At 75.1% G+C, this 26,906-nt stretch carries 28 protein-coding genes and 1 pseudogene; 16 read left to right on the forward strand and 13 right to left on the reverse strand.

What is annotated here, in order from left to right; all coding sequences use genetic code 11:
• Positions 1 to 245: 245 nt before the first annotated feature.
• Positions 246 to 1,730, reverse strand: a complete 1,485-nt coding sequence (locus ACIF6F_RS07355) for an SPFH domain-containing protein (protein ID WP_399943441.1) — start codon at positions 1,728 to 1,730, stop codon at positions 246 to 248.
• Between the two features lie 172 nt (positions 1,731 to 1,902).
• Complete coding sequence (locus tag ACIF6F_RS07360; protein WP_399942561.1) at positions 1,903 to 2,118, reverse strand: hypothetical protein; 216 nt, start codon at positions 2,116 to 2,118, stop codon at positions 1,903 to 1,905.
• Between the two features lie 220 nt (positions 2,119 to 2,338).
• Between ACIF6F_RS07360 and ACIF6F_RS07365 the strand changes: the two genes are divergently transcribed.
• Complete coding sequence (locus ACIF6F_RS07365) at positions 2,339 to 2,755, forward strand: hypothetical protein (protein ID WP_399943444.1); 417 nt, start codon at positions 2,339 to 2,341, stop codon at positions 2,753 to 2,755.
• Positions 2,653 to 3,024 carry a PP2C family protein-serine/threonine phosphatase gene (locus ACIF6F_RS07370; protein ID WP_399943447.1) on the forward strand — a complete coding sequence of 124 codons (372 nt, stop codon included), beginning with the start codon at positions 2,653 to 2,655 and terminating at the stop codon, positions 3,022 to 3,024. The genes ACIF6F_RS07365 and ACIF6F_RS07370 overlap by 103 nt, the downstream gene beginning before the upstream one ends.
• A gap of 453 nt (positions 3,025 to 3,477) precedes the next feature.
• On the opposite strand, the gene ACIF6F_RS07375 is transcribed toward ACIF6F_RS07370, so the two are convergent.
• Positions 3,478 to 4,434, reverse strand: coding sequence for a GlxA family transcriptional regulator (locus tag ACIF6F_RS07375; protein WP_399942564.1), 957 nt, complete (start codon positions 4,432 to 4,434; stop codon positions 3,478 to 3,480).
• A 100-nt stretch (positions 4,435 to 4,534) separates the two neighbouring features.
• Between ACIF6F_RS07375 and ACIF6F_RS07380 the strand changes: the two genes are divergently transcribed.
• Entirely contained in the window at positions 4,535 to 5,128 is a 594-nt protein-coding gene (locus ACIF6F_RS07380) for an MBL fold metallo-hydrolase (protein WP_399942567.1), read from the forward strand.
• A 137-nt stretch (positions 5,129 to 5,265) separates the two neighbouring features.
• Positions 5,266 to 5,919, forward strand: coding sequence for a hypothetical protein (locus ACIF6F_RS07385; protein ID WP_399942568.1), 654 nt, complete (start codon positions 5,266 to 5,268; stop codon positions 5,917 to 5,919).
• A 117-nt stretch (positions 5,920 to 6,036) separates the two neighbouring features.
• Here ACIF6F_RS07385 and ACIF6F_RS07390 read toward each other — a convergent pair whose 3' ends face one another.
• Positions 6,037 to 8,439, reverse strand: coding sequence for a serine hydrolase (locus tag ACIF6F_RS07390; RefSeq protein ID WP_399942570.1), 2,403 nt, complete (start codon positions 8,437 to 8,439; stop codon positions 6,037 to 6,039).
• A 191-nt stretch (positions 8,440 to 8,630) separates the two neighbouring features.
• Between ACIF6F_RS07390 and ACIF6F_RS07395 the strand changes: the two genes are divergently transcribed.
• From ACIF6F_RS07395 to ACIF6F_RS07415, 5 genes are all read left to right on the forward strand, one after another.
• Positions 8,631 to 8,789 carry a DUF6126 family protein gene (locus ACIF6F_RS07395; protein WP_399942572.1) on the forward strand — a complete coding sequence of 53 codons (159 nt, stop codon included), beginning with the start codon at positions 8,631 to 8,633 and terminating at the stop codon, positions 8,787 to 8,789.
• A gap of 103 nt (positions 8,790 to 8,892) precedes the next feature.
• Complete coding sequence (locus ACIF6F_RS07400) at positions 8,893 to 9,099, forward strand: DUF4287 domain-containing protein (RefSeq protein ID WP_399942575.1); 207 nt, start codon at positions 8,893 to 8,895, stop codon at positions 9,097 to 9,099.
• A 252-nt stretch (positions 9,100 to 9,351) separates the two neighbouring features.
• Positions 9,352 to 10,266, forward strand: a complete 915-nt coding sequence (locus ACIF6F_RS07405) for a MurR/RpiR family transcriptional regulator (RefSeq protein WP_399942577.1) — start codon at positions 9,352 to 9,354, stop codon at positions 10,264 to 10,266.
• 306 nt (positions 10,267 to 10,572) lie between these two features.
• Positions 10,573 to 10,950 (forward strand): hypothetical protein, encoded by a 378-nt coding sequence (locus ACIF6F_RS07410; protein ID WP_399942580.1) that lies wholly within the window; start codon positions 10,573 to 10,575, stop codon positions 10,948 to 10,950.
• Between the two features lie 45 nt (positions 10,951 to 10,995).
• Complete coding sequence (locus ACIF6F_RS07415) at positions 10,996 to 13,029, forward strand: prolyl oligopeptidase family protein (RefSeq protein ID WP_399942583.1); 2,034 nt, start codon at positions 10,996 to 10,998, stop codon at positions 13,027 to 13,029.
• A 150-nt stretch (positions 13,030 to 13,179) separates the two neighbouring features.
• Here ACIF6F_RS07415 and ACIF6F_RS07420 read toward each other — a convergent pair whose 3' ends face one another.
• Positions 13,180 to 13,515: a YnfA family protein gene (locus ACIF6F_RS07420; RefSeq protein WP_399942585.1), complete on the reverse strand. Its 336-nt coding sequence runs from the start codon at positions 13,513 to 13,515 to the stop codon at positions 13,180 to 13,182.
• An 83-nt stretch (positions 13,516 to 13,598) separates the two neighbouring features.
• Entirely contained in the window at positions 13,599 to 14,504 is a 906-nt protein-coding gene (locus tag ACIF6F_RS07425) for a S1 family peptidase (protein WP_399943449.1), read from the reverse strand.
• A 321-nt stretch (positions 14,505 to 14,825) separates the two neighbouring features.
• Here ACIF6F_RS07425 and ACIF6F_RS07430 point away from each other — a divergent pair, with 321 nt between their 5' ends.
• The gene (locus ACIF6F_RS07430; RefSeq protein ID WP_399942588.1) at positions 14,826 to 15,077 is read left to right on the forward strand and encodes an EF-hand domain-containing protein; all 252 of its coding nucleotides are present in this window, start codon (positions 14,826 to 14,828) and stop codon (positions 15,075 to 15,077) included.
• Between the two features lie 94 nt (positions 15,078 to 15,171).
• On the opposite strand, the gene ACIF6F_RS07435 is transcribed toward ACIF6F_RS07430, so the two are convergent.
• Positions 15,172 to 17,127, reverse strand: a complete 1,956-nt coding sequence (locus ACIF6F_RS07435) for an ATP-binding cassette domain-containing protein (protein WP_399942591.1) — start codon at positions 17,125 to 17,127, stop codon at positions 15,172 to 15,174.
• Positions 17,128 to 17,561: 434 nt separating this feature from the next.
• On the opposite strand from ACIF6F_RS07435, the gene ACIF6F_RS07440 reads away from it, so the two are divergent.
• Entirely contained in the window at positions 17,562 to 17,861 is a 300-nt protein-coding gene (locus ACIF6F_RS07440; protein WP_399942594.1) for a hypothetical protein, read from the forward strand.
• Positions 17,862 to 18,010: 149 nt separating this feature from the next.
• Here the strand turns inward: ACIF6F_RS07440 and ACIF6F_RS07445 are convergent, their stop codons facing one another.
• The 5 genes from ACIF6F_RS07445 to ACIF6F_RS07465 all read right to left on the reverse strand — a co-directional run bounded on the left by ACIF6F_RS07445 (position 18,011) and on the right by ACIF6F_RS07465 (position 22,445).
• Positions 18,011 to 18,469 carry a lamin tail domain-containing protein gene (locus tag ACIF6F_RS07445; RefSeq protein WP_399942597.1) on the reverse strand — a complete coding sequence of 153 codons (459 nt, stop codon included), beginning with the start codon at positions 18,467 to 18,469 and terminating at the stop codon, positions 18,011 to 18,013.
• A gap of 140 nt (positions 18,470 to 18,609) precedes the next feature.
• Complete coding sequence (locus tag ACIF6F_RS07450) at positions 18,610 to 19,296, reverse strand: hypothetical protein (RefSeq protein WP_399942600.1); 687 nt, start codon at positions 19,294 to 19,296, stop codon at positions 18,610 to 18,612.
• Between the two features lie 155 nt (positions 19,297 to 19,451).
• Complete coding sequence (locus tag ACIF6F_RS07455; protein WP_399942603.1) at positions 19,452 to 20,276, reverse strand: crotonase/enoyl-CoA hydratase family protein; 825 nt, start codon at positions 20,274 to 20,276, stop codon at positions 19,452 to 19,454.
• Positions 20,277 to 20,421: 145 nt separating this feature from the next.
• Complete coding sequence (locus ACIF6F_RS07460) at positions 20,422 to 21,720, reverse strand: pyroglutamyl peptidase (protein WP_399942606.1); 1,299 nt, start codon at positions 21,718 to 21,720, stop codon at positions 20,422 to 20,424.
• A 125-nt stretch (positions 21,721 to 21,845) separates the two neighbouring features.
• Positions 21,846 to 22,445 carry a hypothetical protein gene (locus ACIF6F_RS07465; RefSeq protein ID WP_399942607.1) on the reverse strand — a complete coding sequence of 200 codons (600 nt, stop codon included), beginning with the start codon at positions 22,443 to 22,445 and terminating at the stop codon, positions 21,846 to 21,848.
• 640 nt (positions 22,446 to 23,085) lie between these two features.
• Between ACIF6F_RS07465 and ACIF6F_RS07470 the strand changes: the two genes are divergently transcribed.
• Complete coding sequence (locus tag ACIF6F_RS07470; RefSeq protein WP_399942610.1) at positions 23,086 to 23,724, forward strand: NAD(P)-dependent oxidoreductase; 639 nt, start codon at positions 23,086 to 23,088, stop codon at positions 23,722 to 23,724.
• A gap of 55 nt (positions 23,725 to 23,779) precedes the next feature.
• Here the strand turns inward: ACIF6F_RS07470 and ACIF6F_RS07475 are convergent.
• A pseudogene (locus ACIF6F_RS07475) lies at positions 23,780 to 24,180 on the reverse strand (phosphotyrosine protein phosphatase).
• Positions 24,181 to 24,251: 71 nt separating this feature from the next.
• Here ACIF6F_RS07475 and ACIF6F_RS07480 point away from each other — a divergent pair.
• The 4 genes from ACIF6F_RS07480 to ACIF6F_RS07495 all read left to right on the forward strand — a co-directional run bounded on the left by ACIF6F_RS07480 (position 24,252) and on the right by ACIF6F_RS07495 (position 26,878).
• Complete coding sequence (locus ACIF6F_RS07480) at positions 24,252 to 24,410, forward strand: hypothetical protein (protein ID WP_399942613.1); 159 nt, start codon at positions 24,252 to 24,254, stop codon at positions 24,408 to 24,410.
• 227 nt (positions 24,411 to 24,637) lie between these two features.
• Positions 24,638 to 24,991 (forward strand): hypothetical protein, encoded by a 354-nt coding sequence (locus ACIF6F_RS07485; protein ID WP_399942616.1) that lies wholly within the window; start codon positions 24,638 to 24,640, stop codon positions 24,989 to 24,991.
• A 22-nt stretch (positions 24,992 to 25,013) separates the two neighbouring features.
• Positions 25,014 to 25,622 carry a helix-turn-helix transcriptional regulator gene (locus tag ACIF6F_RS07490; RefSeq protein ID WP_399942618.1) on the forward strand — a complete coding sequence of 203 codons (609 nt, stop codon included), beginning with the start codon at positions 25,014 to 25,016 and terminating at the stop codon, positions 25,620 to 25,622.
• A gap of 83 nt (positions 25,623 to 25,705) precedes the next feature.
• Positions 25,706 to 26,878 (forward strand): DUF2306 domain-containing protein, encoded by a 1,173-nt coding sequence (locus tag ACIF6F_RS07495; RefSeq protein WP_399942621.1) that lies wholly within the window; start codon positions 25,706 to 25,708, stop codon positions 26,876 to 26,878.
• The last annotated feature ends 28 nt before the right edge of the window (positions 26,879 to 26,906 follow it).

The raw sequence follows: 26,906 nt of genomic DNA on the forward strand, positions 1-26,906 counted from the left end.
CCCGGCTCCGCACCGCGTGATCCGGGCCCAGTACGCCGACCGGGCCCGACTCCCGTGCCCGGAGCGGGCCGGACCCGACTCCCGTGTCCGGAGCGGGCCGGACCCGACTCCCGTGTCCGGACCCGACCCCGTGCCCGGACCGGACCGGACCCCGTCTCCGAGCCGGGCGGGGCGCCGCTGCCAGGCCCCCGACCCGTACCGGCCGGCCTCGCGGTACCCGGCTCGGGCCCCGCTGTCCGGAGCCCTCAGCCCTCCCGGGTCACCTTCGCCTCCTTCGCCGGCTGCGAAGCCTCCGGCTCCGCCGTCACCGGGATGCGCACCGGGCGCTCCGCGTCCGGGGCGGCGGCCGGCGACGGGACCGGCGGCGCGCCGGCCGGCTGCTCGTTCATCGAGGCCAGCAGCCGCCGCGCCAGGCCCAGCCCGGTGCCGCCCATCGTCAGCGCCTTCGCGAACATGTCGCCCATCCCGTCCGCGCCGTTCAGCAGCACCATGTGCTCCACGTTGCCGAAGGCACCCGCGCCCGCCGCCACGATCTCCGGCCAGTTCTCGGCCAGTTGCTGTGCCACGACCGCCTCCTGGTTCTCGGCAAGCGCTGCGGCCCGCGCCTTGATGGCCTCCGCCTCCGCCAGGCCCTTGGCCCGCGCGGACTCGGCGACCGCCAGCCCCTTCGCCTGCGTGGCGGCGGCCTCGGCCTCACCGGTGGCCCGGGTCGCCGTGGCCGTCGCCCGGCCGCGCGCCTCCGTGGCCTGCGCCTCGGCGGCCGCGGCCGCCTTCACTCGTGTGGCCTCGGCCGCCGCGGCCAGCTCGGTCTCCCGCGCCTTCGCCTGGGCCGCCGAGATCCGCGCGTCGCGCTCGGCCTCCGCCAGCGTCCGCTTCTCGTACGCCTTCGCGTCCGCCGGCTTGCGCACGTCGGCCTGGAGCTGCTGCTCGCGCCGGTGCGCCTCCAGTTCGGCGACCCGCGTCTCCTGGACCACGACCTCCTGGCGGGCGGCCGCGTCGGCCAGTGGCCCGGCCTGCCTGGCGGCGGCGGCCGCCTTGTCGCGCTCGGCCTGGTACCCGGCCTGGAGGATCTCGCTGTCCCGGGTGGCCTCCGCCATCCGCGCGAAAGCGGTCTGCTCGGCCTCCGTCGCCAGCCGGTTGGCCTCGGCCTGGGCGATCCGCGCGTCCCGCTGCACCGCGGCGGCGTGCGGCATCGCCAGGTTCTTGATGTACCCGGTCGGGTCCTCGATCTCGTGGATCTGGAGGGAGTCCACGATCAGGCCGAGCTTCTCCATCTCCGTCCCGCACGCGGCCCGGGTCTGCCCGGTCAGCTTCTCGCGGTCGCGGATCATGTCCTCGACCGTCAACCCGCCCACGATCGAACGCAGATGACCGGCGAACACGATGTGCACCCGCTCGGGCATCATCTTCTGCTGGTCCAGGAAGCGGCGCGCCGCGTTGGCGATCGAGACGAAGTCGTCGCCCACCTTGAAGATGACCACGCCCTTCACCCGCAGCGGGATGCCCTGCTGGGTGACGCAGTCCACCGACAGCTGGGTCTCGTTGAGGTCCAGCGACAGCTTGCGGACGGCCTGCACGCCGGGGATGACGAGGGTCCCGCGCCCGGTGACGATCCGGAACCCCATCCCCTCGCCGAGCCCCTCGGTCTTGTGCGCGGAGCCGGAGATGACGAGCGCCTCGTTGGGCTCAGCCACCCGCCACATGAGCTTGAACACGCCGACCAGAACCATGACGGCGAGGAGCACGGCCCCCGCCACGACGCCGACAGCCACCGGCGTTCACCCCCTTGGCGCGGTGCCGCTCGGCACCGCTGGACCGGCAGTGTGCTCCTGCCCGCGCCCCCGGGAGAAGGCGTGTGCCGCTTCTTGTCGCCGTCTTGATACGCGGAGGCCGGACGCTGCGTCAGTTGTCGTACGCCGCCATCACGTACACCGTGCGCGGCGGCAGGTATTCGACCACCGTCACCAGCGTGCCCGTCTCGATCCGGCCCTCTCCCGGGGCCGGGTACGCGAGGAAGTGCTCGGCACCGCCCCGGACGCGGACGATCACCTCGCCGACCAGGCCCGGTCCCACCGTCCCGGTCACCCGGCCGGTCCGCCCCACCATGTCCTCGTCCATGTCCGGAGCGTACCCAGGGCCCCGGGTCTGACAAGATCTCCCGCAGATGAGCGCTACGGAGAAGTGCGCGGCCTGCGGCGGTACGGTCGCACCCGACGGCCACTGCTGGGACTGCGGCACCCGGCGCCCCGCCCACCGCGCCCGCCTGGAGGCCGGGTCCCGGCACGGCGCGGCCGGCGTCTCCGACCGGGGACGCGTCAAGGGCGTCAACGCGGACGCGATGGCCCTGGTCGCCGCGGGGGAGTGGACGGTCGGCACGGTGTGCGACGGGGTCTCGATGGCGCCGCGCGCGGAGCGCGGCGCCACACTCGCCGCCGAGGTCGGAGCCCGCGTGCTGGCGGCGCTCCTGACGGAGGGCCGGCTCCCGGAGGAAGCCCTGGAGACCTCGGCACGCCGGGCCGGCCCCGCGGTCGCGGCCCTGGCCGGACAGGAGCCCGGCCCCGCCCGACGGCCGGACAGGAGCCCGGCCCCGGCCCGGCGGCCGGCCCCGCCCCGGCCTGCACCTACCTGGCCGCCGCCGTCGGGCCGCAGGGCATCTGGTGCGGCTGGCTCGGCGACAGCCGGGCGTACTGGCTGCCGGACCGGGGCACCGCGTTCCGGCTCACGGAGGACGACCAGGGTCCGGACGGCGCGCTGACGGCATGGCTGGGCGCGGACGCGGAGGACACCCCGGCGCGCGTACGCTCGTACCGCCCCCGCGAGCCGGGCACGCTCCTGCTCTGCACGGACGGCCTCACCCGCTACCTCCCCGACCCGGCCGCCCTGGCCGCCCTCCCGCCCGCCGGAGGCGATCCCCTGCCCCGTGCCCGGGCCCTGGTGGACCACGCCCTGCGGGCCGGAGGCGCGGACAACGTCACGGCCCTCCTCCTCCCGGCACCGGGGCCCTGGGAGGCGGGCGCGGCCTGAATGCGGTCAGGGACCCGACCGCCCCGCCGGTCACCCGGTCGCTCGGGCACGGACGGGTGTCAACGCCGCCGGCCGTCGGATGTCGTGGCACGCATCTCCGGTACTTCTTCGTCGCCGCGCGGGCGAGGTCGCGGAGCGGACCGGCGGAACGTCCGAGCGCCCAGCTCAACGGGTCAGCGGGTGGTCCGGGCCCAGCACCCGCATCATGCGGGGCAGTACGCGCTCCAGGTCGGCCACCCCGGCCTTCAGCCGGGACTGCCTGCACGCGGTCCCCCCACGTACGGCATGCACCTCGGTCGGCTGCGCACCGGCAGTATCAGTCACCGCGGCCGGGGCCGGAAGGGGCTCCTGACCGTACGAACCCGCTCGCGACCCCCGACGGTCCGCCGGCCCGCCCGATGCCGTCCGGGACCGGCGGTCCCCGCCGTACGGCGGGGGCTGGGCGGGCCCTTCCTAAGGGGTGCGGGTGAAGGAGCGGCGGTAGGCGCGGGGCGGGACTCCGCGGCGGCGGACGAACTGGGCGCGGAGGACCGCCGCGCTGCCGAAGCCGGTGAGGCGGGCGACCTCCTCGACCGGCAGGTCGGTGGTCTCCAGGAGTTCCTCGGCGCGGTTCAGGCGCAGGCCCAGCAGCCAGGCGTGCGGGGTGGTGCCGGTCGCGGCGGTGAAGCGGCGGGCGAAGGAGCGGCGGCTCATCAGGGCCCGCCGGGCCAGCTCGGCGACGGGGAGCGGTGCCTGGAGGTTCTCGCGGGCCCAGGCGAGCACGTCGGCCAGCCGCTCGTCCTGGCAGTCCTCGGGAGCGGGGGTGGCCAGGTACTGCGCCTGTCCGCCGTCGCGGTGGGAGGGCAGGACCAGGTCGCGGGCGATGGCGTTGGCCGTCGTGGCACCGTGCTCCCGCCGCAGCAGGTGCAGGCAGAGGTCGAAGCCGGCCGCGGCGCCCGCGCCGGTGATGACCGGGCCCTGGTCGACGTACAGCGCGTCGGGCTCCACCGTCACGGCCGGGTGACGGTCCGCCAGCAGGGCGGCGAAGCGCCAGTGGGTGGTGGCGCGGCGCCCGTCGAGCAGCCCGGCGGCGGCGAGGGCGAAGGCACCGACGCAGTGTCCCGCGACCAGCGCCCCGCGCGCGTGCGCCGTGGTCAGCGCGCCGAGCACGGCGGGCCGCGGCGGCGTACGGAAGTCCGCCCAGGGCAGGGCGATCACCAGGTCGGCGGCGGCCAGCCGGTCCAGGCCGTGCTCGGCCACCAGCGGGAGTCCCACGTCGGTGCGCACCCGCCCGGGCCGGTCGGTGCACAGGGCGAAGTCGAAGGCCGGCAGCCCCTGCCCCCGCGGGGCGAACACCTCGGAGACGATGCCGGCCGCCAGCATGCCGACGCCCTGCGGGGCGTACGCGGCGACGGTCACGAAGGGCGGCATGCGGGGAGTCTGACACGGCTCCACCCGATGGCACGAATCCTGCGATCGGTGGCAGAAGGGCCACTCGTGGCGAACCCCGGCCCCCGGAAGACTTCGGGGCATGACAGACGCCCCCACCGGCCGCAGCGCCGAGTACACGATCCTGACCACCGGCTACACCCTCTCCACCGGCCCCGGAGTCGCCGCCACCGTCTCGTACGTACGGGACGGGGACCGCCACGTGATCGTCGACCCCGGCATGGTCGCCGGCCGCGACCGGATCCTCGGCCCGCTGGCCGCACTCGGGCTCGGCCCCGACGACATCACCGACGTCGTGCTCAGCCACCACCACCCCGACAACACGATGAACGTCGGCCTCTTCGGCCGCGCCCGCGTCCACGACCACAAGGCGATCTACGAGAACGACCAGTGGACCGACCGCGACGCGGAGGGCTGGGAACTCGCCCCGTCCCTGCGCCTGATCCGTACCCCGGGCCACAGCCGCGAGGACATCACGCTGCTGGCCGGGACGGCGACGGAGGTCGTCGCCTTCGTGGGCGACCTGTGGTGGCGGCCCAACGGCCCGGTGGACGACCCGGTCGCCCCCGACCACACGGTTCTGAAGGCCTCCCGGCTCCGTGTGCTGGATGCCGCGGACGTCATCGTCCCCGGCCACGGCCCGGCCTTCCCGGCGGACGACACCGCGCCCCACTAGACAGGCGGCACCCCGGCCGTGCCCTCGGCGGCACCGGAACCGTGCAGGCGCCGCCCACGTCCCACTCGGGCCCGGGCGGCGAGACGCCCGGGCGCCGGCGCCGTGCGGCGCCGGGTACGCCACTCACGGGGGACACCATGACGAGGAACGCCGTACCGGTCACCGCCGCCTTACTGCTCGCCGCCCTGCTCTGCGGCTGTACGACGTATGCGGTCCCGGACCAGCGCGTGCGGCAGGAGGCAGGCGGTGCGGCCGCCGGCGCGGAGCCCTGCCCGGGGCTCGCCGAGACCGGGTCCGGACCGAGCGCCGTGCCGACGGCCGTCGGCGGCACACCGGCGAACACCCCCGAGGCGCAGCGCCTCAGCCAGGCGATCGGCGACCAGGGGTACGGCGCCTTCGCCGACGTGTACGCCGGCCACATCACCGACCAGCCCGCCGGCCGGGTGGCGCTGTGCGTGACGGACCTCGCACGCGGCCGGCGGCTGCTGGCCGCCGCGCAGCAGGCCGACCCCGCGGCGGACCCGCGCCGCGCCGACCTCTACCTCGCCCGCTTCACGGCACGAGCCCTGGCCGCGGCCGTGGAGAAGGTCATGCGCGGCTCCGAGGGCTTCGGACACCCGGTCTACGACGGGTCGGCGTCCTCCGACGCCTCCGCCATCGTCATCGGGACCACGGCGGAGGGCGCCGCGTCGGCGCGCTTCAAGGAGCGGCTGGAGCGCCTGGCCGCACCGGTGCCGGTGGAGGTGCGGAAGGGAGAGCCGGTGAACGAACTGACGGAGGGGGAGGGCTAGCCGACCCTCGGCCGACGGGCCGACGGGCCGACGGGCCGACGGGCCGCCCCGGCCCCCCCGGGACGACGGTTCCGGCCGGACTCCCACGGGGGAGGGCCCGGCCGGGAGGCGTGCCGGCTAGCCGAGCCGGGTCAGCCTCGCACCGAAGGACGGCGCCTCAAGATCGTGCTGCACGGCCACCGGAACCGTGGGCGCCCCGGGGCCCGTACCGACGGTCAGCGTGGCGACCACGGTGCCCGCCGGAGCCTCGGCCGGCAGCTTCCCGCTCCCGTCGAGGGCGAGGGCGAGGGACAGCTTCTGCCCCGGCACGGCCACCGCCGTGACGTCCTGGGTGGCAACCAGCGGCGTCCGCGTCCCCAGGTGGTCGTCGACGTACCCGACGACCTGGCCCTTCTTCACGACCGTCGCGGCGGTCAGCGCGTTCCGCACCGCCTCGATGATCTTCTTGCTGTTGTCCTTCACCAGGCCGAGGGACCGGATGGCGTCCGGGTCGGGCCCGTCCACGTGCTGGTCCATCAACGTGCCGATGATCAGTGGGGTCTTGTCGCCCACCGTCTTGTACGCCGCCCACATCAGCGCACCGCCGGCCGCCGAACTGGAGCCGGTCTTGATGCCCTTGATGCTCAGGCCGGACAGCAGCAGGTTGTCGTTGTTGTTGTTGATCGGCGCAGGCAGGCCCTCGATCCTCGCGTTCGGCAGCGCGACGATCGCCCGGAACGCGTCGAACTTCATCACCGCCTCCGCCAGCTTCAACTGGTCGGTCGCGGTGCTCACGGTCTTGGGATCGAGGCCGCTGGGATCGGTGTACCGGGTGCTGGTCATGCCCAGTTCCTTCGCCGCCGCGTTCATCTTGGCCACGAAGGCGCCCTGGTCGCCGCCCCCGTCCCAACGCGCCAGCAGCCGGGCGACGTTGTTGCCCGAGGGGATCATCAGCATCTTCAGCATGTCCTGCTGCGAGAACGTGCTGCCCGCCGTGAGGCCCTCGATGCGCGACTCGTGCTCGGCCGTGCCGTCCTGGACGGCCTGGGCGTCGACCTCGATGCGCGGACCGTCCTCGTTCTTCTTCAGCGGGTGGTCGCGGAGGATCACGTACGCCGTCATGACCTTGGCGACGCTGGCCGTCGGTACGGGCTTCTGCATCCCGAACGTGCCGACGTCCCCGGCCCCCTGGACGCGGACGGCGCCCTGCCCGGCCGCCGGCCAGGGCAGGTCCAGCCGCCCGTCGACGGTGGCGGAGGCGGCCGCGCCCTCGGTGGTGAGCGTGGCGGTGGGCACCGGGCGCAGCGCCTGTACGCCGGCGAAGACGCTGGCCAGCAGCAGCACGACGGGCGTCCACACCTTGACGCGGCGCACCAGCGTGCGGGTGGTGGTCTCCGGCGGGGGAGGGGTGTTGGTGAGCTGCGCCAGCAGGTCGAGGGGCGGCAGGGGCTGCTCAGTGGTGGGCGCGGGCTCGGCGGGGGCCGCCTGGGCCCCCTCGGGCTGCGGCGCCTGCGGCTGCGCCGGTCCCTTCTCCGGCTTCGGGGCCTGGCCCTCCGGCCGTTCGGGGGCGCGCAGGTGGACGGTGCGCTGGTCGTCCCCGTCCCGGCCGGGCTCCCGGCCCTCCGGCGCCTTCCCGGCCCGCGGTGCGCCGGCCTCCCGCGGCTCCAGCGGCTTGAGGGGTACGAACGTACTGGTCCGCTCGTTGTCGCTCTCGTCATCCCCCCGCGCCCACGCGGGCACCCGAGCCGCACCGGCCTCGGTATCCGGGGCGTCGTCTGCCGAGGCCTCCGGCGGGGCTTCGTCCGCGTCGTCCTTACCGGGGCCGGAGGCCTGGTCGGTTGCCGTGGCGTCGCCGGTCGCAGCGGTGTCGGGCTCGGCCTCGTCCTTGTCGGACCGCCGGTCCGTGGTCGGGGCGGAGTCCGGCTCGGCGCCGTCCGCTCCGGCGGCCTCGGGGGCCGCCGCCTCGCCTCCGGCAGGGTGTTCGATCGCGGTTCCGGCGCCCTCCGCGCCCTCCGCGCCCTCGTCCTCCGCGGTCGCCCGCGGTTCCGCTTCGGTGTCCGCACGGCTTCCGGCCGCCCGGTCGTCGTCCGCGCCGGACCCGGGCAGCGCGGCACCGCCGGAGTCGCCCCCGGCCTCCGCTTCGGCGGATTCCGCGGCCTCGTCCTCCGCCCCCTCGCCGGCCGGCACCCCGGCTTCCACCTGGGCTTCCGGGTCGGCGGCGGCCTCCTCGCCCCGGGTGCCCTCCTCGGCCTCCGGTGCCGCATCCCGGGCCGCGACGGCGCTGCCGGCGGAGTACGCCGCGGCCTCCCGCTCCGTGCCGCCGGCGGCCTCCGGGGCAGGTTCCGTTTCCGCAGCCTCCCCGGCGGCCGCGACCCCGTCCGCCCCGTCCGCCGGCTCCTGCCGTACCTCCGTCCCGTCCGGCACCCCGGCACCCTCACCGGTGCCCGCGCCGTCCGGCTCCCCTTCGCGTTCCCGCTCCCGCCCCCGCAGCATGTCCTCGCCCCGCCCCGCCGGGTCCTTCGCTCCCGGTACCGCTGTCATCCGTCGCGCCGCCTCGCTCGCCGTCCTGCACGTACGTCGTACTAGATGGCCGAAAGGGGCGGAAAGGTTCCCGAACGGCTCCATCCGGTCCGGAAAACCCGCCGGTCAGGGCCTTGATCCCGGTCGGCTGGCCCGGCCGCCCTGCTCGTTCGCCCAGACGTGCGCGGCGCTACGGCGGAGGGGCGGCAGACGTGGACGGCGACCCCGTGGAGACGGTGCGGGAGAAGGACGAAGAGTGCTGGACGGGGCGCGGCGTGGCCCTTCGGGTCGGCTTCTACGTCTTCGGCCCCCATCTGTTCGCCGGCTTCGTCCACCTGCTCTTCCACCTCGGGCAGCACGCCCGGAAGTGACGCACGTCACACCGTACTCCCGATGAGTTCCGGGCCCCGTGCCGGTCTGCCCCGACGAGAAGACCCGGCCGCACCGAGCGGCCGCAGGAGACAGGAGACCGCCGTGACCGCACCCGCCGCCAAGGGCCCTGCGAGCTACTTCCCCTCCATCGAGAAGAAGTACGGCCGCCCGATCGCCGAGTGGCAGGAGCTGATCGCCGCCTCGCCGCTGACCAGGCACATGGAGCTGGTCGCCTGGCTCAAGGCGGAGCACGGCCTCGGCCACGGCCACGCCAACGCCCTCGTCGCACACACCCTCGCCCAGCGCTGACGGACACCCCCGCCGGGGCGGCGGCCCACCCCGCCCCGGTGCCCCCCGCCCCGACGCGCCCCGGCATGCCCGGCACCGTTACGGCGCGCCCGGCGCCCGGCCCCGCACCGGCTCCGTGCGCCCCCTCGTGCACCCTTCGCGTCCACCCCAACTCCCGCTGGTCAGCGCCTTCGGCGCGGCGCGAGCGCGCCCGGCCGGACACGGTGAGTGAGCTATGTTTGAACTCCCAGTGGGTCGAAAGGGAGGCGGACGGTGGCATCGGGCCAGCAGGAACGCGCACAGGCTGCCGCGATCACTCCCGGAGGCCAGCCCGTGGACGTCGAGCGCGCTCCGGCGGAACGCGTGCGCGGCCTCTTCGACGGCCGGCGGCTCTCCCCGGGCCAGCGGCGGATCGCCCAATACCTCATCGACCACCTCACCGAGGCGGCCTTCCTCTCGATCACCGAGCTGGCCGAGCGGGTCGGCGTCAGCCAGCCCTCGGTCACCCGCTTCGCCACGTCCCTCGGCTTCAGCGGCTACCCCGCCCTGCGTGACGCGCTCCAGCCGATCGCGCTCAAGGCGGTCGCCGGTGCGCCCGAGGGTGACGAGAACCGCCGCAACGAACTCCAGGCGGCCGTGGACGCCGAGATCGAGAACCTGGAGAACGTCCGCAGGCTGCTCGCCGACACCGACCAGGTGCTCGGCATCGGCCGCGACCTCGCCCGGTCCGTCCCGCTGACCGTGCTGGGCCTGCGCATCTCCGTCTCGCTCGCCGAGTACTTCGCGTACGCGGCCCGCCGCATCCACCCCGACGTGCGCCTGGTCACCCGCGGCGGCAGCGTCGCGTACGACGCCCTGCTCCAGTCGCGTGCGGCCGGTGGCACCTGGGTGCTGGCCTTCGCGATGCCCCGGCACGCCAAGGAGACCCTCGCCGCGATGCGCGCCGCGCGGAGCGCCGGGCTGCGGATCGCGCTGATCACCGACCTGACCCTCGGCCCGCTGGTGGACGAGGCCGACGTCGCCCTCACGGCCGGAACCGGATCCCGGCTCGTCTTCGACTCGTACGCGGCGCCCGGCGTGCTCGCCGCCGCCCTCCTGCAGGCCATGGCCGATGCCGACCCGGAGCGGACGCAGGCGCGGCTGGAAGGTTACGAGCAGGTGGCCGAGCAGCACAATTTCTTCCTGTAGGACCCGTTTCGCGGCGATTTTGCGGTCGGATTTTCATGCCTCGATGTCGCATGAAATTTTTCATGCCCTTGCGTACTCGACGGTATATATATTTACTCGGTACTGCGCTCGGGTCGTTCACCCGATGCCAGGGAGGACGATCCCCTACGTCCTCCTGGAACGCCGACGTTCCGACGCTCCCTCCTCGCGCCGGGCCGAGGCGTCCCTTACGGGCTCGCATCCCGCAGAGCGCCACCGGCGGCCCCGGTCACCCCTTAGACCGGGGCCGCCGTTCCGAGTCCCGCACCCTTGGAAGCAGCGACGAGTATGTCTATGTCGGCCACCATCACGCTCAGCCCCGACTGGCCCTGTCAGGTCAAGTCCCCCGGCAGTCACGACTGGGAGCGCACGGCGACCCGCTGGCTGCGGGACCTCCTCCCCGCGCGCTACGCGGGCTACTCGACGCTCACCCGGCACCACGTCCTCCTCGCCCGCCACGCGCAGCTCCAGATCCAGCACGAGATGCGCGCGGTGCGCGTCGCGCTGGAGACCAGCCGGGTCGAGCTGCCCGCGCTCGGCGTCGTCGACGCGGTCATAGAGAACACGATCAGGATGTACGCGATCGAGCTGGAGCAGCTCGGCCGCCTGGCCCGCGGCGTCCGCCTCGTCTCCGACGCCCTGCTGGCCGCCCAGCGCCGCCGCTGACCCCGCGCCGCGGGCCCGTCCCGCCGCAGGGTGCACAATCGTCCGGTGACCGACGACGACGCGTACCTGTGGCTGGAAGACGTGACCGGCGAAGCCGCCCTGGACTGGGTCCGGGCCCGCAACGCCGAGACCGCGGAGGCGCTGACCCGTAACCCCCTTTTCGACGGCCTCACCCGCGAGGTCCGCGAGGTGCTCGACGCCGCGGACCGCATCCCGTACACCCGCCGCAGGGGACCCCACCTCTACAACTTCTGGCAGGACGCCGAGCACGTGCGCGGCCTCTGGCGGCGCACCACGCTGGAGGAGTACCGCACGGAGCGGCCCGACTGGGAGGTGCTCCTCGACCTCGACGCCCTCGCGGCGGAAGAGGGGGAGGAGTGGGTCTGGGCCGGCGCGCAGACCCTCCGCCCGGACCACGACCGGGCCCTCGTCGAGCTCTCCCGGGACGGCGCCGACGCCGTCGTCGTGCGCGAGTACGACCTCGTGACGCGTGAGTTCACGCCCGGCGGCTTCGAGGTCCCCGAGGCGAAGACCACGATCGGGTGGATCGACCGCGACCACGTGTACGTCGGCACCGACTTCGGCCCCGGATCGATGACCGCGTCCGGCTACCCCCGGGAGGTCCGCCGCTGGCGCCGCGGCACCCCGCTCTCCGAGGCGGAGCCGGTGTACGCGGCGGACGCCGACGACCTGTCGGCCGGCGGCTGGTACGACCGCACGCCCGGCTTCGAGCGGCACTTCCTCTCCCGGCAGCGGGACTTCTGGCACCGCGAGCTGTTCCTGCTCGACGGCGCGGGCCCCGACGGCGGCGGCACGCCGCGCCGGATCGACGTACCGGAGGACGCGGCCGCGTACGCGCACCGCCAGTGGCTCGTCGTCACCACCAAGTCCCCCTGGCTGGGCCACCCCGCGGGCACCCTCCTCGCCTTCGGCTTCGAGGAGTTCCTCGCCGGCGGGCGGGACGCGACCGTGCTGTTCACGCCGGACGGCAACACCGCGCTCGCCGGCCACAGCTGGACCCGCGACCACCTCATCCTGCACACCCTGGCGGACGTCAGCGCCCGGCTGGAGGTGCTCACCCCGGCCGACGGCTGGCGCCGGGAGCCCCTGGCCGACGTACCGCCGCACGCCACGGCCACCGTCACCGACACCGACCCGGACACCGGGAACGAGTACTTCCTGGTGGTCAGCGGCTTCCTCCAGCCGGCCACCCTGTACCGCGGGGAGATCGGGGCCGGCAGCGAGACCCTCAGGCGCTCGCCGGCCCGGTTCGCGGCCGAAGGCCTGGCCGTGGCACAGCACTTCGCCGAATCCGCCGACGGCACCCGCGTCCCCTACTTCGTCATCGGACCCGAGGGCGGCCCGCAGCACCCCGCCGCCCCCGCACCCACCCTGCTCTACGGCTACGGCGGCTTCGAGGTCTCCCAGCTCCCCTACTACAGCCCGGTACGCGGCCGCGCCTGGCTGGCCCGTGGCGGCACGTACGTGGTCGCCAACATCCGCGGCGGCCGGGAGTACGGCCCGGCCTGGCACCGGGCGGCACTGAAGGCCGACCGCCCCCGCGCCTTCGAGGACTTCGCGGCCGTCGCCCGGGACCTCGTCGACCGGGGCTACACCACACCGGAGCTCCTCGGCATCGAGGGCGGCAGCAACGGCGGCCTCCTGATGGGCGCGATGCTCACCCGCTACCCCGAACTGTTCGGGGCGGTCGTCGCCACCGTCCCCCTGCTGGACATGCTGCGCTTCCACAAGCTGCTCGCCGGGGCCAGCTGGACCGCCGAGTACGGCGACCCGGACGACCCCGCGGACCGCCCGCACCTGGCGGACCTCTCCCCGTACCACCGCGCGCAGGCCGACCGCCCGTACCCGCCACTGCTCCTGCTCACCTCCACCCGCGACGACCGCGTCCACCCCGGGCACGCCCGCAAGATGGCCGCCCGGCTGCGGGACCTCGGCCACCGGGTGCACTTCCACGAGCACCTCGGCGGCGGCCACGCCACGTCGACCAACCACGACCAGACCGCCTGGAACGAGGCCCTGATCCACACCTTCCTGTGGCACCGGCTCACGGAAGGGTGAAAGGCCCCCGCACCGGCTCCGGTTCCGGTTCCTGAGAGGCTGTGGCTCCGTCAGCGGGGATCTACGGATGAGGGACGTTGCGATGCAGCCTCTGGGGGCCGACGACCCGCGCGCGGTGGGACCTGAGGCGGATGGTGCGCCGGCGCTCGGTCAGTGTCCCCGGGGCGCGTACATGATGACCGCCATGCCCGCCAGGCAGATCAACGCACCCGTGACGTCCCAGCGGTCCGGGCGGTAGCCGTCCGCGATCATGCCCCAGGCCAGCGAGCCGGCGACGAAGACGCCGCCGTACGCGGCCAGGATGCGGCCGAAGTTCGCGTCGCTCTGGAACGTGGCGACGACGCCGTACAAGCCCAGGGCCACGACCCCCGCCCCGATCCACGCCCAGCCGCGGTGCTCGCGCACCCCCTGCCAGACCAGCCACGCACCCCCGATCTCCAGCAGCGCGGCGAGGAGGAACAGGGCGGCGGAGCGGGCGACGTACAAGGGCCTGACTTTCTGGACGCGGGGGCGGCGGGGGACCGGGCGAGGGCCCGGCCCCCTCAGCCTAGGCGCGCGCGACGCCCGGCTCAGTACAGCGAGACCTTGTACTTCGCCAGGGCCTCCTTCACCGGCTGGTAGAAGGTGGTGCCGCCGGACGAGCAGTTGCCGCTGCCGCCCGAGGTGATGCCCAGCGCCTTCGTGCCGTCGTACAGGGCGCCGCCCGAATCGCCGGGCTCCGCGCAGACGTTGGTCTGGATCATGCCGCGGACCGTGCCGCCGCCGCTGTAGTGGACGGTCACGTCGAGGCCCGTCACGGTGCCGCTCCGGGTGCCGGTGGTGGAGCCGCTGCGCTTGACCGGCTCGCCGACGTACGGGTCGGCCGCGGTGTAGCCGCCGGGGTGGCTCAGGCCGGCGTTGTCGTACCGGACCAGCGCGTAGTCGTTGCCCGGGAAGCTGGACCCGACGGTGGGTCCGGCGAGCGTGCTCTGAGCGGAGTTGGTGTACCAGGTCTTGACGACGTTGCCGCAGTGGCCGGCCGTCAGGAAGTAGTACGTGCCCCCGCTGACGGCGTTGAAGGCGACCGAACAGCGGTACCCGCTGCCGTAGATGGCGTCACCCGGTCCCAGGAGCGGCGTGAAGGTGCCCGCCGCCCGCTCGACGCGGAGCGCGCCGGCGTCGGCGCCCGCGGTCCGCCGGATGTGCGCGAGTTCGGCGGCCGAAACCGTGCTGTCGGCGGTCACGACCACCGTGCCGGTGGCCCGGTCCACCCGCCACGCGGTGCCGCCGACGTCGGCGCGCAGGACGGCCTGGTCCAGCCTGGAGAGCTGTGCCGCGTCCGCGGCCGGGGCCGCGGCGGTGGCCGTCGGCGTGCCGAGTGCCGCGGCCGCCAGCAGGGCGGTCGCGGCGGCGGCGAGCGCGGCGGTCCGCGCCGTGCGCGTGCGCGTGCGTGTGGGGGTGGAGGTGGGGGCGGGGGTGGAAGCGTTGCGCGTGATCCTCACGGGTCTCCTCCTCGGAGCATCGGGGCCCCCTGGGTGGTGGGGCCCTGTGAGGCGCGTTCAGGAATGGCGTGTTCCTGACAAGCGCTGCCCGGTGAGTATGGCGAGGCGTCCGGGACGGGACAAGACCGCGTACGGCCGCCCGTACGGCCGCCTGCTCGGCCACCCGGGCCGGAACCGCGCGGGCGTGTCGGGCCCTCCCGGGCGGGGCAGCCGTAAGACGGGGGCGCCCGACGGGCCCCGCAGCCGGTGCACCACACTGGGGGACGGTTGTGACCAGACGGGGCCACGGGGGCCTCCGGTGAGAGGGATGACGTGATGAGCGAGAAGGCCCGCAAGCTGTTCGACGCGCTCGACCTGAACGCGGACGGACTCCTCACCCGCGCGGAGGTGATATCCGCCCTGCGCGACAAGGGGCCGACCCTCGCCGCCGGTGGTGACCTGCCGTTCTGGGGCCTGGGCGACGCGGACGCCTCCTCGGCGCTCTTCGACGCGGCCGACAAGAACGGTGACTCGGTGCTCACCTACGAGGAGTTCGCGCAGGAGGTGGACCGCCGATTCGGCTGGTAGCCGGTCAGCCGGTCAGCCGGTCGGTCGCCATGGAGGCCGGTGCGCCGTTGCGGACGCCCCGCCCCGCGCGGGCGGGGCGTCCGCCGTCAGCCGCCTACCGCTCCTGCGAGAGCCGGTACAGCTCGGCGAACGTGCCGTCCAGGGCCACCAGTTCGGCGAAGGAGCCCTGTTCCGTGATCCGGCCCGCCTCCAGGACCAGGATCCGGTCCGCCAGGCGGCAGTTCTCCATCCGGTGTGTGACGATCAGGGTGATCCGCTCGTCCTTCATCGCCTGCAGCCCGCTGAAGATCCGGTGCTCGCCCCGCGCGTCCATCGCCGAGGTCGGCTCGTCCATGATCAGCAGAGTGGGCCTGCGGTGGAAGGCCCGTCCGCACGCCAGCCGCTGCCACTGTCCGCCCGAGGGCTCGTGCCCGCCCCACAGCGAGCGCGCCAGCAGGGTGTCGAGGCCGTTCGGGAAGTCCTCGACGGCCTTCCGCATCCCCACCGCGTCCAGCGCCTCCCAGACCGCGGCCTCGCCCCGCTCCTCGTCCGGCTGCCCGAGCGTGATGTTCTCGCGTGCGGTGAAGGGCCAGTACGCGAACGACTGCGCCACGAGCCCGACGTGGGCCCAGAGGCTCTCCTGGTCGGCGTCCCGGGTCGGCACCCCGTCCCAGTACACCTCGCCCTCGCCGGGCAGCGTCAGCCCGGTCAGCAGCCGGATCAGGGTGGACTTCCCGGCGCCGTTCTCGCCCACCACCGCGATGATCTCGCCGCGCGACAGGGACAGGCTCACCGGGCCGAGTGCCGGTGCGTCCTTGCCGGGGTACGTGTACGCCGCCTCCTCCAGCACCAGCTTGGCCGGCGGCCCCGCCACCGCCTGGCCGCGCCGGCCCGACATCGACGCCGCCAGCTCCAGGAAGCCGCGGTAGTCCTCCAGGTAGAGCGCGTGCTGGAACATGTACGCCCCGTACACCACCAGCGAGGACAGCGCCGTGGCCGACGTGCGCATCGCCACGATCGCCGTGCCGGCGGCGGCCAGCGCCATGTACCCGCCCAGCACCAGTCCGGCGAGCGCCGCCCACGTACCCGCCTGGAACAGGCCGCCGAGCGCCGCAGCGACGAGGGACACGCGCAGGAACCGCGGCGCCGAGCCGATCAGCTTGGCGTCGATGCGCTCGCAGACCGTCGCGTACCAGTGGTGCGCGTACGGGCGCATCGAGTTGCACCGCAGCTCGTCGGCGAGCTTGTGGGTGGTGAGGTACCAGCGCATCATCCCGCGGATGTTGCGCGAGGCGTTGGTCTCGTTGTGCAGGGAGTAGTCCAGCCGGGCCGCGATCAGCGCGCCCAGGCCGCGCGGCACCACCGAGAGCAGCAGCAGGGGCAGCAGCGCGGGGTGGACCACGGTGAGCACCCCGGCCACGGCGACCAGGTTGACCAGCCCGTTGGTGAAGGCCATGGCGTCCTTCACCAGCATCGTGGACCGCGCGGCCCCGATCCCGGCGGCCTCGGAGCGGTCGGTGAAGCCCGGCTGGTCGTACGCGCCGACCTCCACGTCCATGTGCGCGTCCACCATCGCCAGGTCGGCCAGCGTGGCCAGGCGGGGGGTGAGCCGGCGCGCGGCGCTGCCCGACACGATCTGGGCCACCGTGCCGGTCGCGGCCGTCAGCGCGGCGGTGACCAGCGGTGCGGCCGCGGCCTCGATGCGGGACCCCGCGTCGCCGCCGGTGAGCAGCGGGCCCATCGCGTCGGACACCGCCGCGAGGGTGGCCGCCGTACAGATCCCGGCCGTGATCTGACCGGCGACCAGCCAGACCAGGGAGCGGGGGTCGGTCTGCCAGGCCATCCGCGCGGTCTGCCCGAGCGCGGACGGCAGCCGGGCGGCCATCCGGCGCAGGGAGAGCGACTCCATGACCTTGCTGTGCGTGCCGGCGGAGTAGCTGAACTCGGGCGGGTCGGCAGGCTTTTGCCGCTCCTCCCGGCCGGTCCGCTGCGCCTGTTGCCCCGGCTGTTCCTGTTGCCCCTGCCGCGCGTGCTGCGTCTGCGGTGTTCGTGACGCTTCCATCGGCTCCATCGGCTGCTCCTCACGCCTCGGTCCTCGGACGGCACCGGCCCCCGGGGCGCGTGCGGGCACGCCGGACCGCCCCGGTCCGCGGGTGTGCGGAACCGGGGGCGGGAGCCCCTGGGATCGGTGGAGTGGCGAGTACAGCGGAGCCGTGGGGGAGGAGCAGCGAGAACCGGCCGACCTGGCCGGCCGGGCGGGCCCGGGGCCCGGGGCGGGCACCCGTACCGGGGGCGCGGGCCGGCGGGGGCGAGAACGGCCGGATACCGACCCAGGGCGGAGGAAACCCCTTGCGCCGCGCTCGGGGCGCCCGGGAGCGTGTCGGCCGGGTCCGCGGAGAGCGACCCCGGCGGGTCCGAACGGCGCACCTCCGGATGTGCCGTCCCCGGACCGCCGCTCTACTGGTTCTGGGCCCCGCCGCGGGGCCCCGAGGAGGTGGAAGCCCCATGGCCGTGGTGATGTCGCTGCGCTGGGACGGGGTGCAGCCGGAGCAGTACGACGCGGTCCGCACCCGGGTGGGGTGGGAGGACGAGGTGCCGGACGGGGCGGTGCTGCACGTGGCCTGGTTCGAGGGCGGCGCGCTGCACGTCACCGATGTCTGGGAGTCCCCGGCGCAGTTCGAGGAGTTCTTCGGCAACCGCATCCTGCCCGCCGTGGAGGAGGCCGGCCTGCCCGGCGAGCCCGACGTGCTCCTCACCCCGCTGCACCGGCGGTTCGTCGCTCCGAAGGTGAACGGCGCCGCGTGAGGCGCGGTGAGTGAGGCGCGGTGAGTGAGGCACGGTGAGTGAGGCACGGCGCGTGAGCCGCGGGAGGCCGGCCCGGTCCGGGAAGCCGAAGGGCCCCCGCCGGGAGGCGGAGGCCCTTCGGATCGTGCCGGGGTCCGGCTGTGGCCGGATCAGTGGCAGGTGGTGTAGCCGCGGCCGTTCGCCCGCCAGGAGCAGCTGTCCTTCTTGGTGCCGGCCGGCGTGTACAGGTTCACCGAACCGCTGGAGTTGTTGAACCAGTAGTTGTCCTTCTTCCGGTAGACCGTGTACGCGGTGTTGGTGCCCTGGCCGTTGCGCAGGCGGACGGTCTTGCCCGCGCCCAGGGTGAAGGACCCGAACGTGTACACGTACCCGGACGCCGTCTTCACCTTGTAGTTCCGGAGCTGCACCGAGCGGCTGGTGTTGTTGTGCAGGTCGACGTACTCGGCGTTGAGCTTGGCGTTGGTGCGCGGCAGATCCGCACCGGGCCCGTCGAACTGGAGCGCGCCGAAGTGCAGTCCGCCCTGGTGGGTGGCGGCGGTGGCCTGCGGGACGGTGAACGCGGTGGCGGCCATGGCGGCGGCCGCGACGAGGACGGCGGTCTTCCTCATTGGGTGGGTCCCCCCTGCTGGTTGAAGGCTGCAACAAATCGGCAGCGGTCAACGTATACAGGATGATGATCTGAAGATTCGGTGGATCCGGTGATGTGCCAGGATCCGCCACCCCCGGCGCGACGTCAGACCACCGCCCGTCAGACCACCGCCAGCGGCACGATGAGCGCGTACGCGTAGCCCGCCTCGACCGCGTAGCCGTACATCGAGGGGTGCTGGACCGGCGCCGTCAGCAGCACCACGCTCTGCGCCGCGGTGGCGGCCGCCACCCACTCCTCCGTCGCGCCGAGCGACCCCTGGTACCAGGTCGCGCACAGCCCGGGACCGCTCACCACCAGCATGTCGTCCTCGCGCCGGTAGGCGGCGCCCCAGGACTCGGCCGGGACCGCCCAGCCGTCGTAGTCCGTGAAGGCGTACCAGCCGCCCTGCCGGATCGCCTCGTGGAACGGCCAGCGGCCCAGACCCTCCGGGGTGAGCGCGACCTCCTGGTCGTCGGTGGTGAAGTGCACCATCGGCAGCGGGTCGGGCCCCTCGCCCGTGCCGGCCCAGGCGTAGAGCGGGGAGAGGGCGGGCGGCTCCTGCCCGGCGGCTTCGTCGGCGTACTCCTGGGCGTACCCCTCGTCGTACTCCTGCTCCTGTCCGTGGTGCAGGCCCTGCTCCTGCCCGTACGCCGCGCCGCCGAACTCCTGCCCGTGCTGCGCCCCGTACCCCTGTGCGTCTCCCGGCCGCCCGTACTCCGGCTGCGGGTACCCGGGTTCGTACGCCGACGGGTACCCGGGCCCGTGGTCCGGCGGCGACTGGTCCATGTGGGGGAGGTGAGCGGTCATGCCCCGATTGTGGTCCATGGCCGTCAGGGCGCCGTAAACGCCCCCCTTCGGCCGGGTTCGGCCGCGCCGGAGCGCCGGGACGACGGCCCGTCAGGCGGCGGTTCGGTACGGGCCGTCCGGGCGCTCGGACGGCCGGGGGCCGGGCGGTACGGCCCTCAGCTTCCGTGGCTGCCGTGGTCCCCGAGGCCCCCGAAGCTCCCGTGCCGCCCCGCCCCCGCGGCGAACCGGTCGGCACCCGCCTGCGTCTCCCCGGCACCCAACGGCACCAGGCCGTGCCGGTATTCGTTTGCCAGCGCCTCCGGCTCGGGCAGCCCGTGCTGCTCCCGCACCGACAGCCGGTCGTGGCGCAGGCAGAGCTGCGGGAAGGCGGCGATCTGCCGGGCCAGTTCCTCGGCCTCCTCGCGCGCCCGCCCGGGCGGCACGAGGCGGTTGGCGAGCCCCATCGCGTATGCCTCGGCGGCCGGTACGGGCCGCCCGGTGAGGATCATGTCCATGGCGCGGCTCTCGCCCACGAGCCGGGGCAGCCGCACCGTACCGCCATCGATGAGCGGCACGCCCCACCGGCGGCAGAACACCCCGAACACCGCGTCCTCCTCGGCCACCCGCAGGTCGCACCAGAGCGCCAGTTCCAGTCCGCCCGCGACCGCGTGTCCGGCCACGGCGGCCACGACCGGCTTGCCCAGCCGCATCCGGGTGGGCCCCATCGGCCCGTCGCCCGTGGCCGCGACCGTGTTCCCGCGCTCCGTGCCCACGGCCTTGAGGTCGGCGCCCGCGCAGAACGTGCCGCCCTCGCCCCAGAGCACGGCGACGGCCGCGTCCTCGTCGGCCTCGAACGCCCGGAACGCCGCGGCCAGCGCTCCGGCGGTCGGCCCGTCCACGGCGTTGCGCGCCTCGGGCCTGCTCAGGATCACGGTGAACACCGGCCCGTCCTGCTCCACCCGTACCGCGGCCGTCTGCGCCGTCCCGTCCACCCCGTCCATCGTCCCCGCCCCTTTCGGTCGTCCGGGCCGTCGGCCGGCCCGCCGCCCGCCCGCCGGTACGGCCCCGTGGAGGATGCCGGCCCGGACGCCGGCCGGACCCCATTGTGCGGGGCGCCGGCCGGGCCGGGCTCGGCGGACAGCCGGATCAGTACGGCCCGTCGGCCGAATGCCGCAGCACGGCCAGGACCTGGTCGGCGATCGCCGTCTCGTTCTCCTCGAAGGCGGGGCCGGTGAGTTCGGCCGGATCGGCCGGCAGACCGGTCAGCACCGGGGTGTGCAGGTGGCCGCCCGGCAGGCCCGGGTCGAGCTCCAGGCGCAGCCGGTTGGAGCGGTACGCCACCTCGTTGGAGAGGTAACCGCCGCCCCCGCCCGCCACCGCGCGCGAGCCGGGAGTGGGGCCGTCGGGGCGGTCCGCCGGCCGGGTCTCCCCGGCCGGGATCTCGGTGACGGCGCTGTTCAGCCGTACCGGGAACGGCGCCTGCACGGCCGTCATCGGCCCGGTGGGCAGACTGGTCCGGATGAACTCGGCGCCGGGGCCCACCCCGGCGGGGACCACCGGGCGCTCGCGGGTGCCGCCGGACAGGGCGCGGGCGTTGTCCGGATACGGGTCGGCCGACCGGGCCCGGGCAGCCCACTCCTCCAGCGTGAACAACCCCGGGTAGCCCTGGCTGATGCTGGTGATCTGGTCGGCCGAGCGGGGTCCGGGGGCCATCCGCGGGCCGTACGCGCGCTCCACGATGCCCCGGTCGAAGTCGCCGTAGCGTACCGGCAGCACGACGGCGCGGATCTCGGCCCGGGTGCCGTCGGCGAGGGTGACGCGGCGGCCGTTGAGGCGGAGCGCCGCCGAGCCGGAAGGGTTGGCCCGGCGCAGCTCGGCGTCGAGGCCGAAGGGGTCGAAACCGCTGACGAACAGGCGCCGGACGCCCGGCGTGCCGCGGAAGGCGTTGCCGGTCAGGCCCCGGGAGGCGTCCTCGAAGGAGGTGCGCAGCGCGTCCCGGTCCACCGGGAACTCCGGCTGCCAGCGGGCCAGTCCGACGGTCATCGCCAGGCGGGCCCAGTACAGCGGGCGGTCGTCGCCCGGCGCCAGGTCGCCGCCGGGCCGCTGGCCCTGGGCCCGAGCCACCGAGGCCGCGAACAGGGCCTCGCCCCAGACCCGGACCAGCCCGTCGGCCCCGGCGGCGTCACGGGCGGTGCACAGCGCGGCGGGGAAGCGGCGTACGAAGGCGTCGAGGTCCCCGCGCTCGACCAGGGCCGCGGTACGCGGATCCGCGAGGCGGGCCTGCTCCGCGTCCGGCACCACGGCGGGGTCGGTGCGGCACGGGGAAGCGGCGGGCGCGTCGCCGGGCAGGGCGGCGCCGGCGGCGAGAGCGGGGCCGGCGGGAAGGGCGGCGGCGAGGGCGCCGAGGAGGGCGGCCGCGAGCGCGGCACGACGTAAGACCATCATGCGATGTGACATTACACAGGGTGGTCAACTCCTGTCAGGGGCGCCCGAGTCGGGCCGGCGGTGCCGCGCGGGCGGGAACGGGGCACCCGCGCGGCTCGCCTCCCGGCCGGCGGCCGGACCCCGGCTCAGTCGAGCTTGATGGAGCTCACGCGGTCGTTCCAGCCGGAGCGGAGCGCGCCTTCCTGGGCCCAGGGCGCGGTGTTGCCCGGGTACCAGTAGCCCACGCCGTCGTTGTGCTCGGCGAGGTGCGAGTAGCAGGCGCCGACCTTGTACGAGGACATCTGGTCGTTGAAGCCCCAGCCGCCCAGGTTCTGCCAGTAGCCGCGGTCGTAGAAGACCAGCCGGCGGCCGCCGTACCAGCCGTGCTCGAACAGCTCCAGCGGCGAGGAGCAGGCCGCCAGCGCCCCGGAGCCGGACCGCGCCCCCGCGCTCGCCGCGCGGGCGGCGAGCTTGGCCTCGACGGCCCGCAGTTCGCCCGGCGTCCGGAAGCACTCGACCGTGCCCGCCGCCCGCCAGACCAGGCAGGCCTTCGCCGCACCCCAGTCACCGGCCATGTCGAGGGTCCCGCCCTCGAAGGCGGCGATGGTGGAACCGGGAGCCGAGGGTAAGCCGGCCGGGTCCGCCTGTGCGGTCCCGGTGGCCAGGGTGGCGGTCAGGGCCGCCGCTGCCGCCGCGGCGGCCGTCCAGGTGCGCGTGCGGGATCCCGGTCCTCGAACGTTTCGCATCACGGTGCTCTCCTTGCGCGTCGGGCCGGCCCCACGGGTCGGGGCCGGTCTGCGCTCAGCACCATAGGAGGCCGCGGTGTGGCCCCTGGGTCGGCAGGGGCGTGCGGGGCGCGGAGTGCGGCGCGGGGCGGTCCCGGACCCGCGGGGCGGCTGTCCCGGACGCGGAACGCCCGCCGGCCGGAGGTCGAACGGAGTCCGGCTGGACGGGCGGTGGACGTCCGCTGTACCTGCGGTGGCGGGGGCGTGGGTGGGATGTGCGTGGGATACGGGTGGGATGCGGGCGCAGGGGCCGGACCCTGCCGCGCCACCGGGCGGGCCGGCGGGCAGCGCACTCCCGCGGCTCGGCGGCCGGCCACGCGGGGCCCTCGTATACAGGAACGGGCCTATCAGCGCCCGGCGGACCGGCACCCCGGCCGGCAGCGGGGTCGCTGCCTCCGGATCCGCGTGTCCTCGTGGCCGCCGGGCCGCCTGCTCGCATGACGGCGCCGCGCTCCGGACGTAGGCGGGTACGTCCCCTCGCGCGGGGGCCGCGGGCGGCCCCCGGCAGCCCCGGGGCGGGCCGTCGCATCCCCGGGACCCGGCTAAGTTGATGGTCACTCACCCCGCGGGGCGGGGAAGGCCACGGAGGAGGGGGAGGGCGATGAAGCTCGCGGTGTTCGGAGCGACCGGAGGGGTCGGCCAGGAGATCGTCCGCCAGGCACTGGCGGCGGGGCACGACGTGACGGCCGTGGTGCGGGATCCGTCCCGGCTTCAGGTGCAGGGCGCGGGCCTCGCCGTGCACCGTTCCGGCCTCGACGATCCAGCCGCGCTCGCCGGGGCCCTCGCCGGGCACGACGCGGTGCTCTCCGGGCTGGGCGCACGCAGCCGGGCCGACGCGGCCGGCGGCATCGCGGCCGCCCTCACCCGGGCCGTGCTCGCCGCCATGGAACCCGCGGGGGTCCGCCGGCTGCTGGTGGTCAGCGCCGCCCCGCTCGGCACGCCCCCGCCCGGCGAGCCGCTGGTGGACCGGATGGTGGGGGCACTGGTGAAGACCGTGTTCGCACCCGTCTACGCCGACCTCGCCGTGATGGAGTCGGAACTGGCCCGCAGCGGCACGGACTGGACCGCGGTCCGCCCCCCGATGCTGAAGAACCGCCCCGCGACCGGCCGTTACCGCACCGCCCTGGACGGCAACCCGCGCAGCGCCCGCACGATCGGCCGCGCGGACGTCGCCCACGCGATGCTGTCCCTGGTCAACGCTCCCGACACGCACCGCCGCGCCGTCGGGGTCGCGTACTGAGTCGACGGCGCGAGCGTCCTGAGGGGCCGGGCCCTGGGACGCCGACGGCCGCGGATCAGGCGGGGGCGGGGAGGAGTCCGGCCAGGAGTTCCCTGACGCGCCGCTCGGTCTCGACGCGGATCGGCCGGACCGCCGCGACCCCCTGCCCGGCGGGGTCGTCGAGCGGCCAGTCGAGGTAACGGCGTGCCGGGGAACCAGGAGCAGGCGTCGCCGCAGCCCATGGTGATCACCACGTCCGAGGACCGCACTGCCCCACTCCCGCCCCGGTGGTGAGGACCTTGGGGGTTTCGGCGGAGGTGTCGATGCCCGCCTCCGCACGGCCTCCACCACGGCCGGGTTCACGGTGGCGGCGGGAGCGGACCCGGCCGAGCGGACCTGGACCCGGCCCGCGCCGAGGCGGTCGAGGAAGGCGGCGGCCGTCTGGGAGCGGCCTGCGCTGTGCACGCGGACGCACAGCGCGCCACGCCGCGACGGCCCGCCCGAAGGGGGGCCGGGCCGGCGACGTCGGAGGAGAACGACACCGCCTGGTGCTGCGCCCCGCAGGACCAGGTGTGGTGACCGGCCCCGGCGGGGAGCCGTGGCAGGTCTACGTCGTCAGGGCCGATGCCGACCGGCTGGGCAAGGCCCCCGCCGCCGGCGGCGACGCCTGCTGTGCGGGGCGGGAGGAAGGCGCCCCGGCCGCCTGACCCCGGCCCCGCGGCCGGCGGCGAAGGGCGGCACGGGCACCGGCAGCCGAGCGCGACGCACGCCATCGTCCGCCCCGTCCGGCACTCACCCCGGGCCGGGGCGGACCGGTTCCGCGGCGAAGATCGCGGCTATCCTGCACCTCGGCCCGTGAACGCCACGCGGTCACCCGACACACACGCAAGACGATGCCGGCCCGCAGCGCGGCACGGCAGGAGACGGAGCCACGGTGGACGTGCAGCACTTCGAGCGGATCACCGCCTTCATCGAGGCCCGCCTCACCCCGGTCTTCGACCCGGCCGACGGCAACGACCACGGCTGGGGCATGGACGACACCTCCCGCGCCCTGCGCGCCCTCCGCAACACCGTCCTCGGCGCCTCCGCCATCAAGGGCATCATCGAACAGCGCGCCACCGCCGACCCGAAGATGCGCGGCATCATCGACCAGTCCCTGGAGCACAACTGGGACGTCCTGCGCGGCGTCGCCCGCCAGTGGGAGGACCACCCCGACTTCCGGCGCGAGTTCAAGCGCCACGCCTGGGAGCTCGAAGAGCTCGACGCCGCTCCCGCCCCGCAGGGCTGACACCCGGTCAGGAGCGGCTCCGATGGCCGAGTCCCGGCTGACCACGCCCTCGTACCTCGTGCTCGGCATCGTCGAGAAGCTGGGCGAGGCCAGCCCGTACGACGTGAAGGTCGAGGCGGCCCGCACCGTGGCCCCCTTCTGGTCCATGCCCCATGCCCAGGTCTACGCCCAGTGCGACCGGCTCGTGGCGGCCGGCCTGCTGTCCGAGTCGCGGCAGACCGGCGGGCGCAACCGGCGGCTGATGACCCTCACCGAGGCCGGCCGCACCGCCCTCGCGTCGTGGCTGGCGGACCCGGAGTTCGTCCCGGTCGAGGCCCGCGAACGCGGCATCCTCAAACTCTGGTTCGGGGCCCGGCCCGAGGTCCTCTCCCCGGTCCAGCTCGACGAGCACCACAAGACCCTCGCGGACTACGAGCAGCTGGCCGAGAGCGTGGGCGCCCTGCTCACGCCCGGCCAGCGCGAGGCCCTGGAGTTCGGCATCCGCTACGAGCGCATGATGGTCGAGTTCTGGCAGTGGGTCGCGGGCCGCGCACGCGAAGGCGACCGCGGCGAGGCGGCCGGGCACGCGAGCGAGAGCGGCGACGCACCCGGGCGGGACGAAGGCGACCGCGGCGGCACGACCGGACACTGAGGCCCGGCCGCACCGTTGACCCCGGACCGGGCTCCCCCTTACCTTCCCCATAGTCCAGAGAGGACTATCGAGGGGGAGTCGCCGTGCACCGACCGGGGAACGTCACCTGGGGCCGGGTGGCCGTGGTCACCGTCGTGGCCGTCTGCCTCGCCTACGCCCCCGTGGCCGCCACCGAACTGTGGCCCTACGCCCGCGCCGGCGCCCCCGCCCTCGGGGAACGCCTGCTCGCGGAGACGGTCTCGCCCGAGTACGTCGCCGAGGCCGTCGCGGACCGCACCGGCCCGTACGGCCGCAGCCTGCTGCCGCTGGTCCTCCACTCGGTGCTGGGCGGACTGCTGATGGTCCTCGGACCGGTGCAGCTGCTCTCCGCGCTCCGCCGCCGCCCCCGCCTGCACCGCGCCGCGGGCGTGCTCTTCGCGGTCACCGTGTACGCGTCCATGGCGGGCGCCGCGCTCTACCTCGCCAGGACCGCACCCGAGGACGCCTTCGGCGGCGCCGCGTTCTGGATCGTGCTGGCCACCATCCTGGTCGGCACCGTGCTCAGCGTGACCTACGGGATCATCGCCGCCCTGGGCCGCCACCCCGACCTGCACCAGCGCTGGATGCTGCTCTGCTACGGCTTCCTGATGACCGCGCCGCTGCTGCGCCTGGAGTGGGGCGCGCTGCCCCGCCTGATGCCGGGCCTGTCGATGGAGCAGGTCAACCAGGTCGCCGTCATGCACCTCGGCTCGGTCGTCGCCTTCGGGGCCCTGGCCGCCTCCCGTGCCCTGGACCGGCGCGCCGAGGTGCCGGGCGTCACCGGGAGCTGGGTGCCGGGACGGGTCCTGCTGGTGGCGCACCTGGCCGCGCTGCCCGCCCTGGTCTGGATCGGCGCCGCGTTCCTGGAGTGGGGTGCCGCCGGCCGCCGGCTGCTGCTGGGGTTCCTGCTGCCGTACGCCGCCACGTACGCGGTGATGGTCCTGCGCCAGCGCCGCGCGCACCGGCTGGGCCGCGGCTGGGCGCGCGAGGAGTGGCGCGTGCACCTGGTCGCCCTGCTGCTGGCGCCCGTGTTCTCCGGCGGTGCCGCCCTGCCCCTGGAGCGGCTGCTGGGCCTGGACCGGCCCACCGCGCTGTCCGCGGCCGTCGCCATCGGCTGCGGCGTCCTGGCCACCGCCGCCACCACCGTGGTGAGCCTGCGCGTGATGTACGCCCGGGAGCTCCTCAAGCGGACGCCCACACCCCAGTCCGGCGCCAGGACCCCGGCCCCGGCCGCGTAACCCCCCGGCACCACCCCACGGCACGGCC

The organism is Streptomyces sp. NPDC086023, assembly GCF_044540325.1.
In the GTDB taxonomy this organism is placed as follows: Bacteria; Actinomycetota; Actinomycetes; order Streptomycetales; family Streptomycetaceae; genus Streptomyces.

Excerpts from the sequence above, each read along its gene's own strand:
- ACIF6F_RS07470 (WP_399942610.1), top strand. The coding sequence starts at position 23,086 with ATGAAGCTCGCGGTGTTCGGAGCGACCGGAGGGGTCGGCCAGGAGATC.
- ACIF6F_RS07365 (WP_399943444.1), top strand. The coding sequence starts at position 2,339 with ATGGCCCTGGTCGCCGCGGGGGAGTGGACGGTCGGCACGGTGTGCGAC.
- ACIF6F_RS07465 (WP_399942607.1), bottom strand. The coding sequence starts at position 22,445 with ATGCGAAACGTTCGAGGACCGGGATCCCGCACGCGCACCTGGACGGCC.
- ACIF6F_RS07490 (WP_399942618.1), top strand. The coding sequence starts at position 25,014 with ATGGCCGAGTCCCGGCTGACCACGCCCTCGTACCTCGTGCTCGGCATC.
- ACIF6F_RS07450 (WP_399942600.1), bottom strand. The coding sequence starts at position 19,296 with ATGACCGCTCACCTCCCCCACATGGACCAGTCGCCGCCGGACCACGGG.
- ACIF6F_RS07435 (WP_399942591.1), bottom strand. The coding sequence starts at position 17,127 with ATGGAGCCGATGGAAGCGTCACGAACACCGCAGACGCAGCACGCGCGG.
- ACIF6F_RS07390 (WP_399942570.1), bottom strand. The coding sequence starts at position 8,439 with ATGACAGCGGTACCGGGAGCGAAGGACCCGGCGGGGCGGGGCGAGGAC.
- ACIF6F_RS07360 (WP_399942561.1), bottom strand. The coding sequence starts at position 2,118 with ATGGACGAGGACATGGTGGGGCGGACCGGCCGGGTGACCGGGACGGTG.
- ACIF6F_RS07455 (WP_399942603.1), bottom strand. The coding sequence starts at position 20,276 with ATGGACGGGGTGGACGGGACGGCGCAGACGGCCGCGGTACGGGTGGAG.
- ACIF6F_RS07385 (WP_399942568.1), top strand. The coding sequence starts at position 5,266 with ATGACGAGGAACGCCGTACCGGTCACCGCCGCCTTACTGCTCGCCGCC.
- ACIF6F_RS07430 (WP_399942588.1), top strand. The coding sequence starts at position 14,826 with ATGAGCGAGAAGGCCCGCAAGCTGTTCGACGCGCTCGACCTGAACGCG.
- ACIF6F_RS07460 (WP_399942606.1), bottom strand. The coding sequence starts at position 21,720 with ATGATGGTCTTACGTCGTGCCGCGCTCGCGGCCGCCCTCCTCGGCGCC.
- ACIF6F_RS07380 (WP_399942567.1), top strand. The coding sequence starts at position 4,535 with ATGACAGACGCCCCCACCGGCCGCAGCGCCGAGTACACGATCCTGACC.
- ACIF6F_RS07440 (WP_399942594.1), top strand. The coding sequence starts at position 17,562 with ATGGCCGTGGTGATGTCGCTGCGCTGGGACGGGGTGCAGCCGGAGCAG.
- ACIF6F_RS07375 (WP_399942564.1), bottom strand. The coding sequence starts at position 4,434 with ATGCCGCCCTTCGTGACCGTCGCCGCGTACGCCCCGCAGGGCGTCGGC.
- ACIF6F_RS07410 (WP_399942580.1), top strand. The coding sequence starts at position 10,573 with ATGTCTATGTCGGCCACCATCACGCTCAGCCCCGACTGGCCCTGTCAG.
- ACIF6F_RS07445 (WP_399942597.1), bottom strand. The coding sequence starts at position 18,469 with ATGAGGAAGACCGCCGTCCTCGTCGCGGCCGCCGCCATGGCCGCCACC.
- ACIF6F_RS07355 (WP_399943441.1), bottom strand. The coding sequence starts at position 1,730 with ATGGTTCTGGTCGGCGTGTTCAAGCTCATGTGGCGGGTGGCTGAGCCC.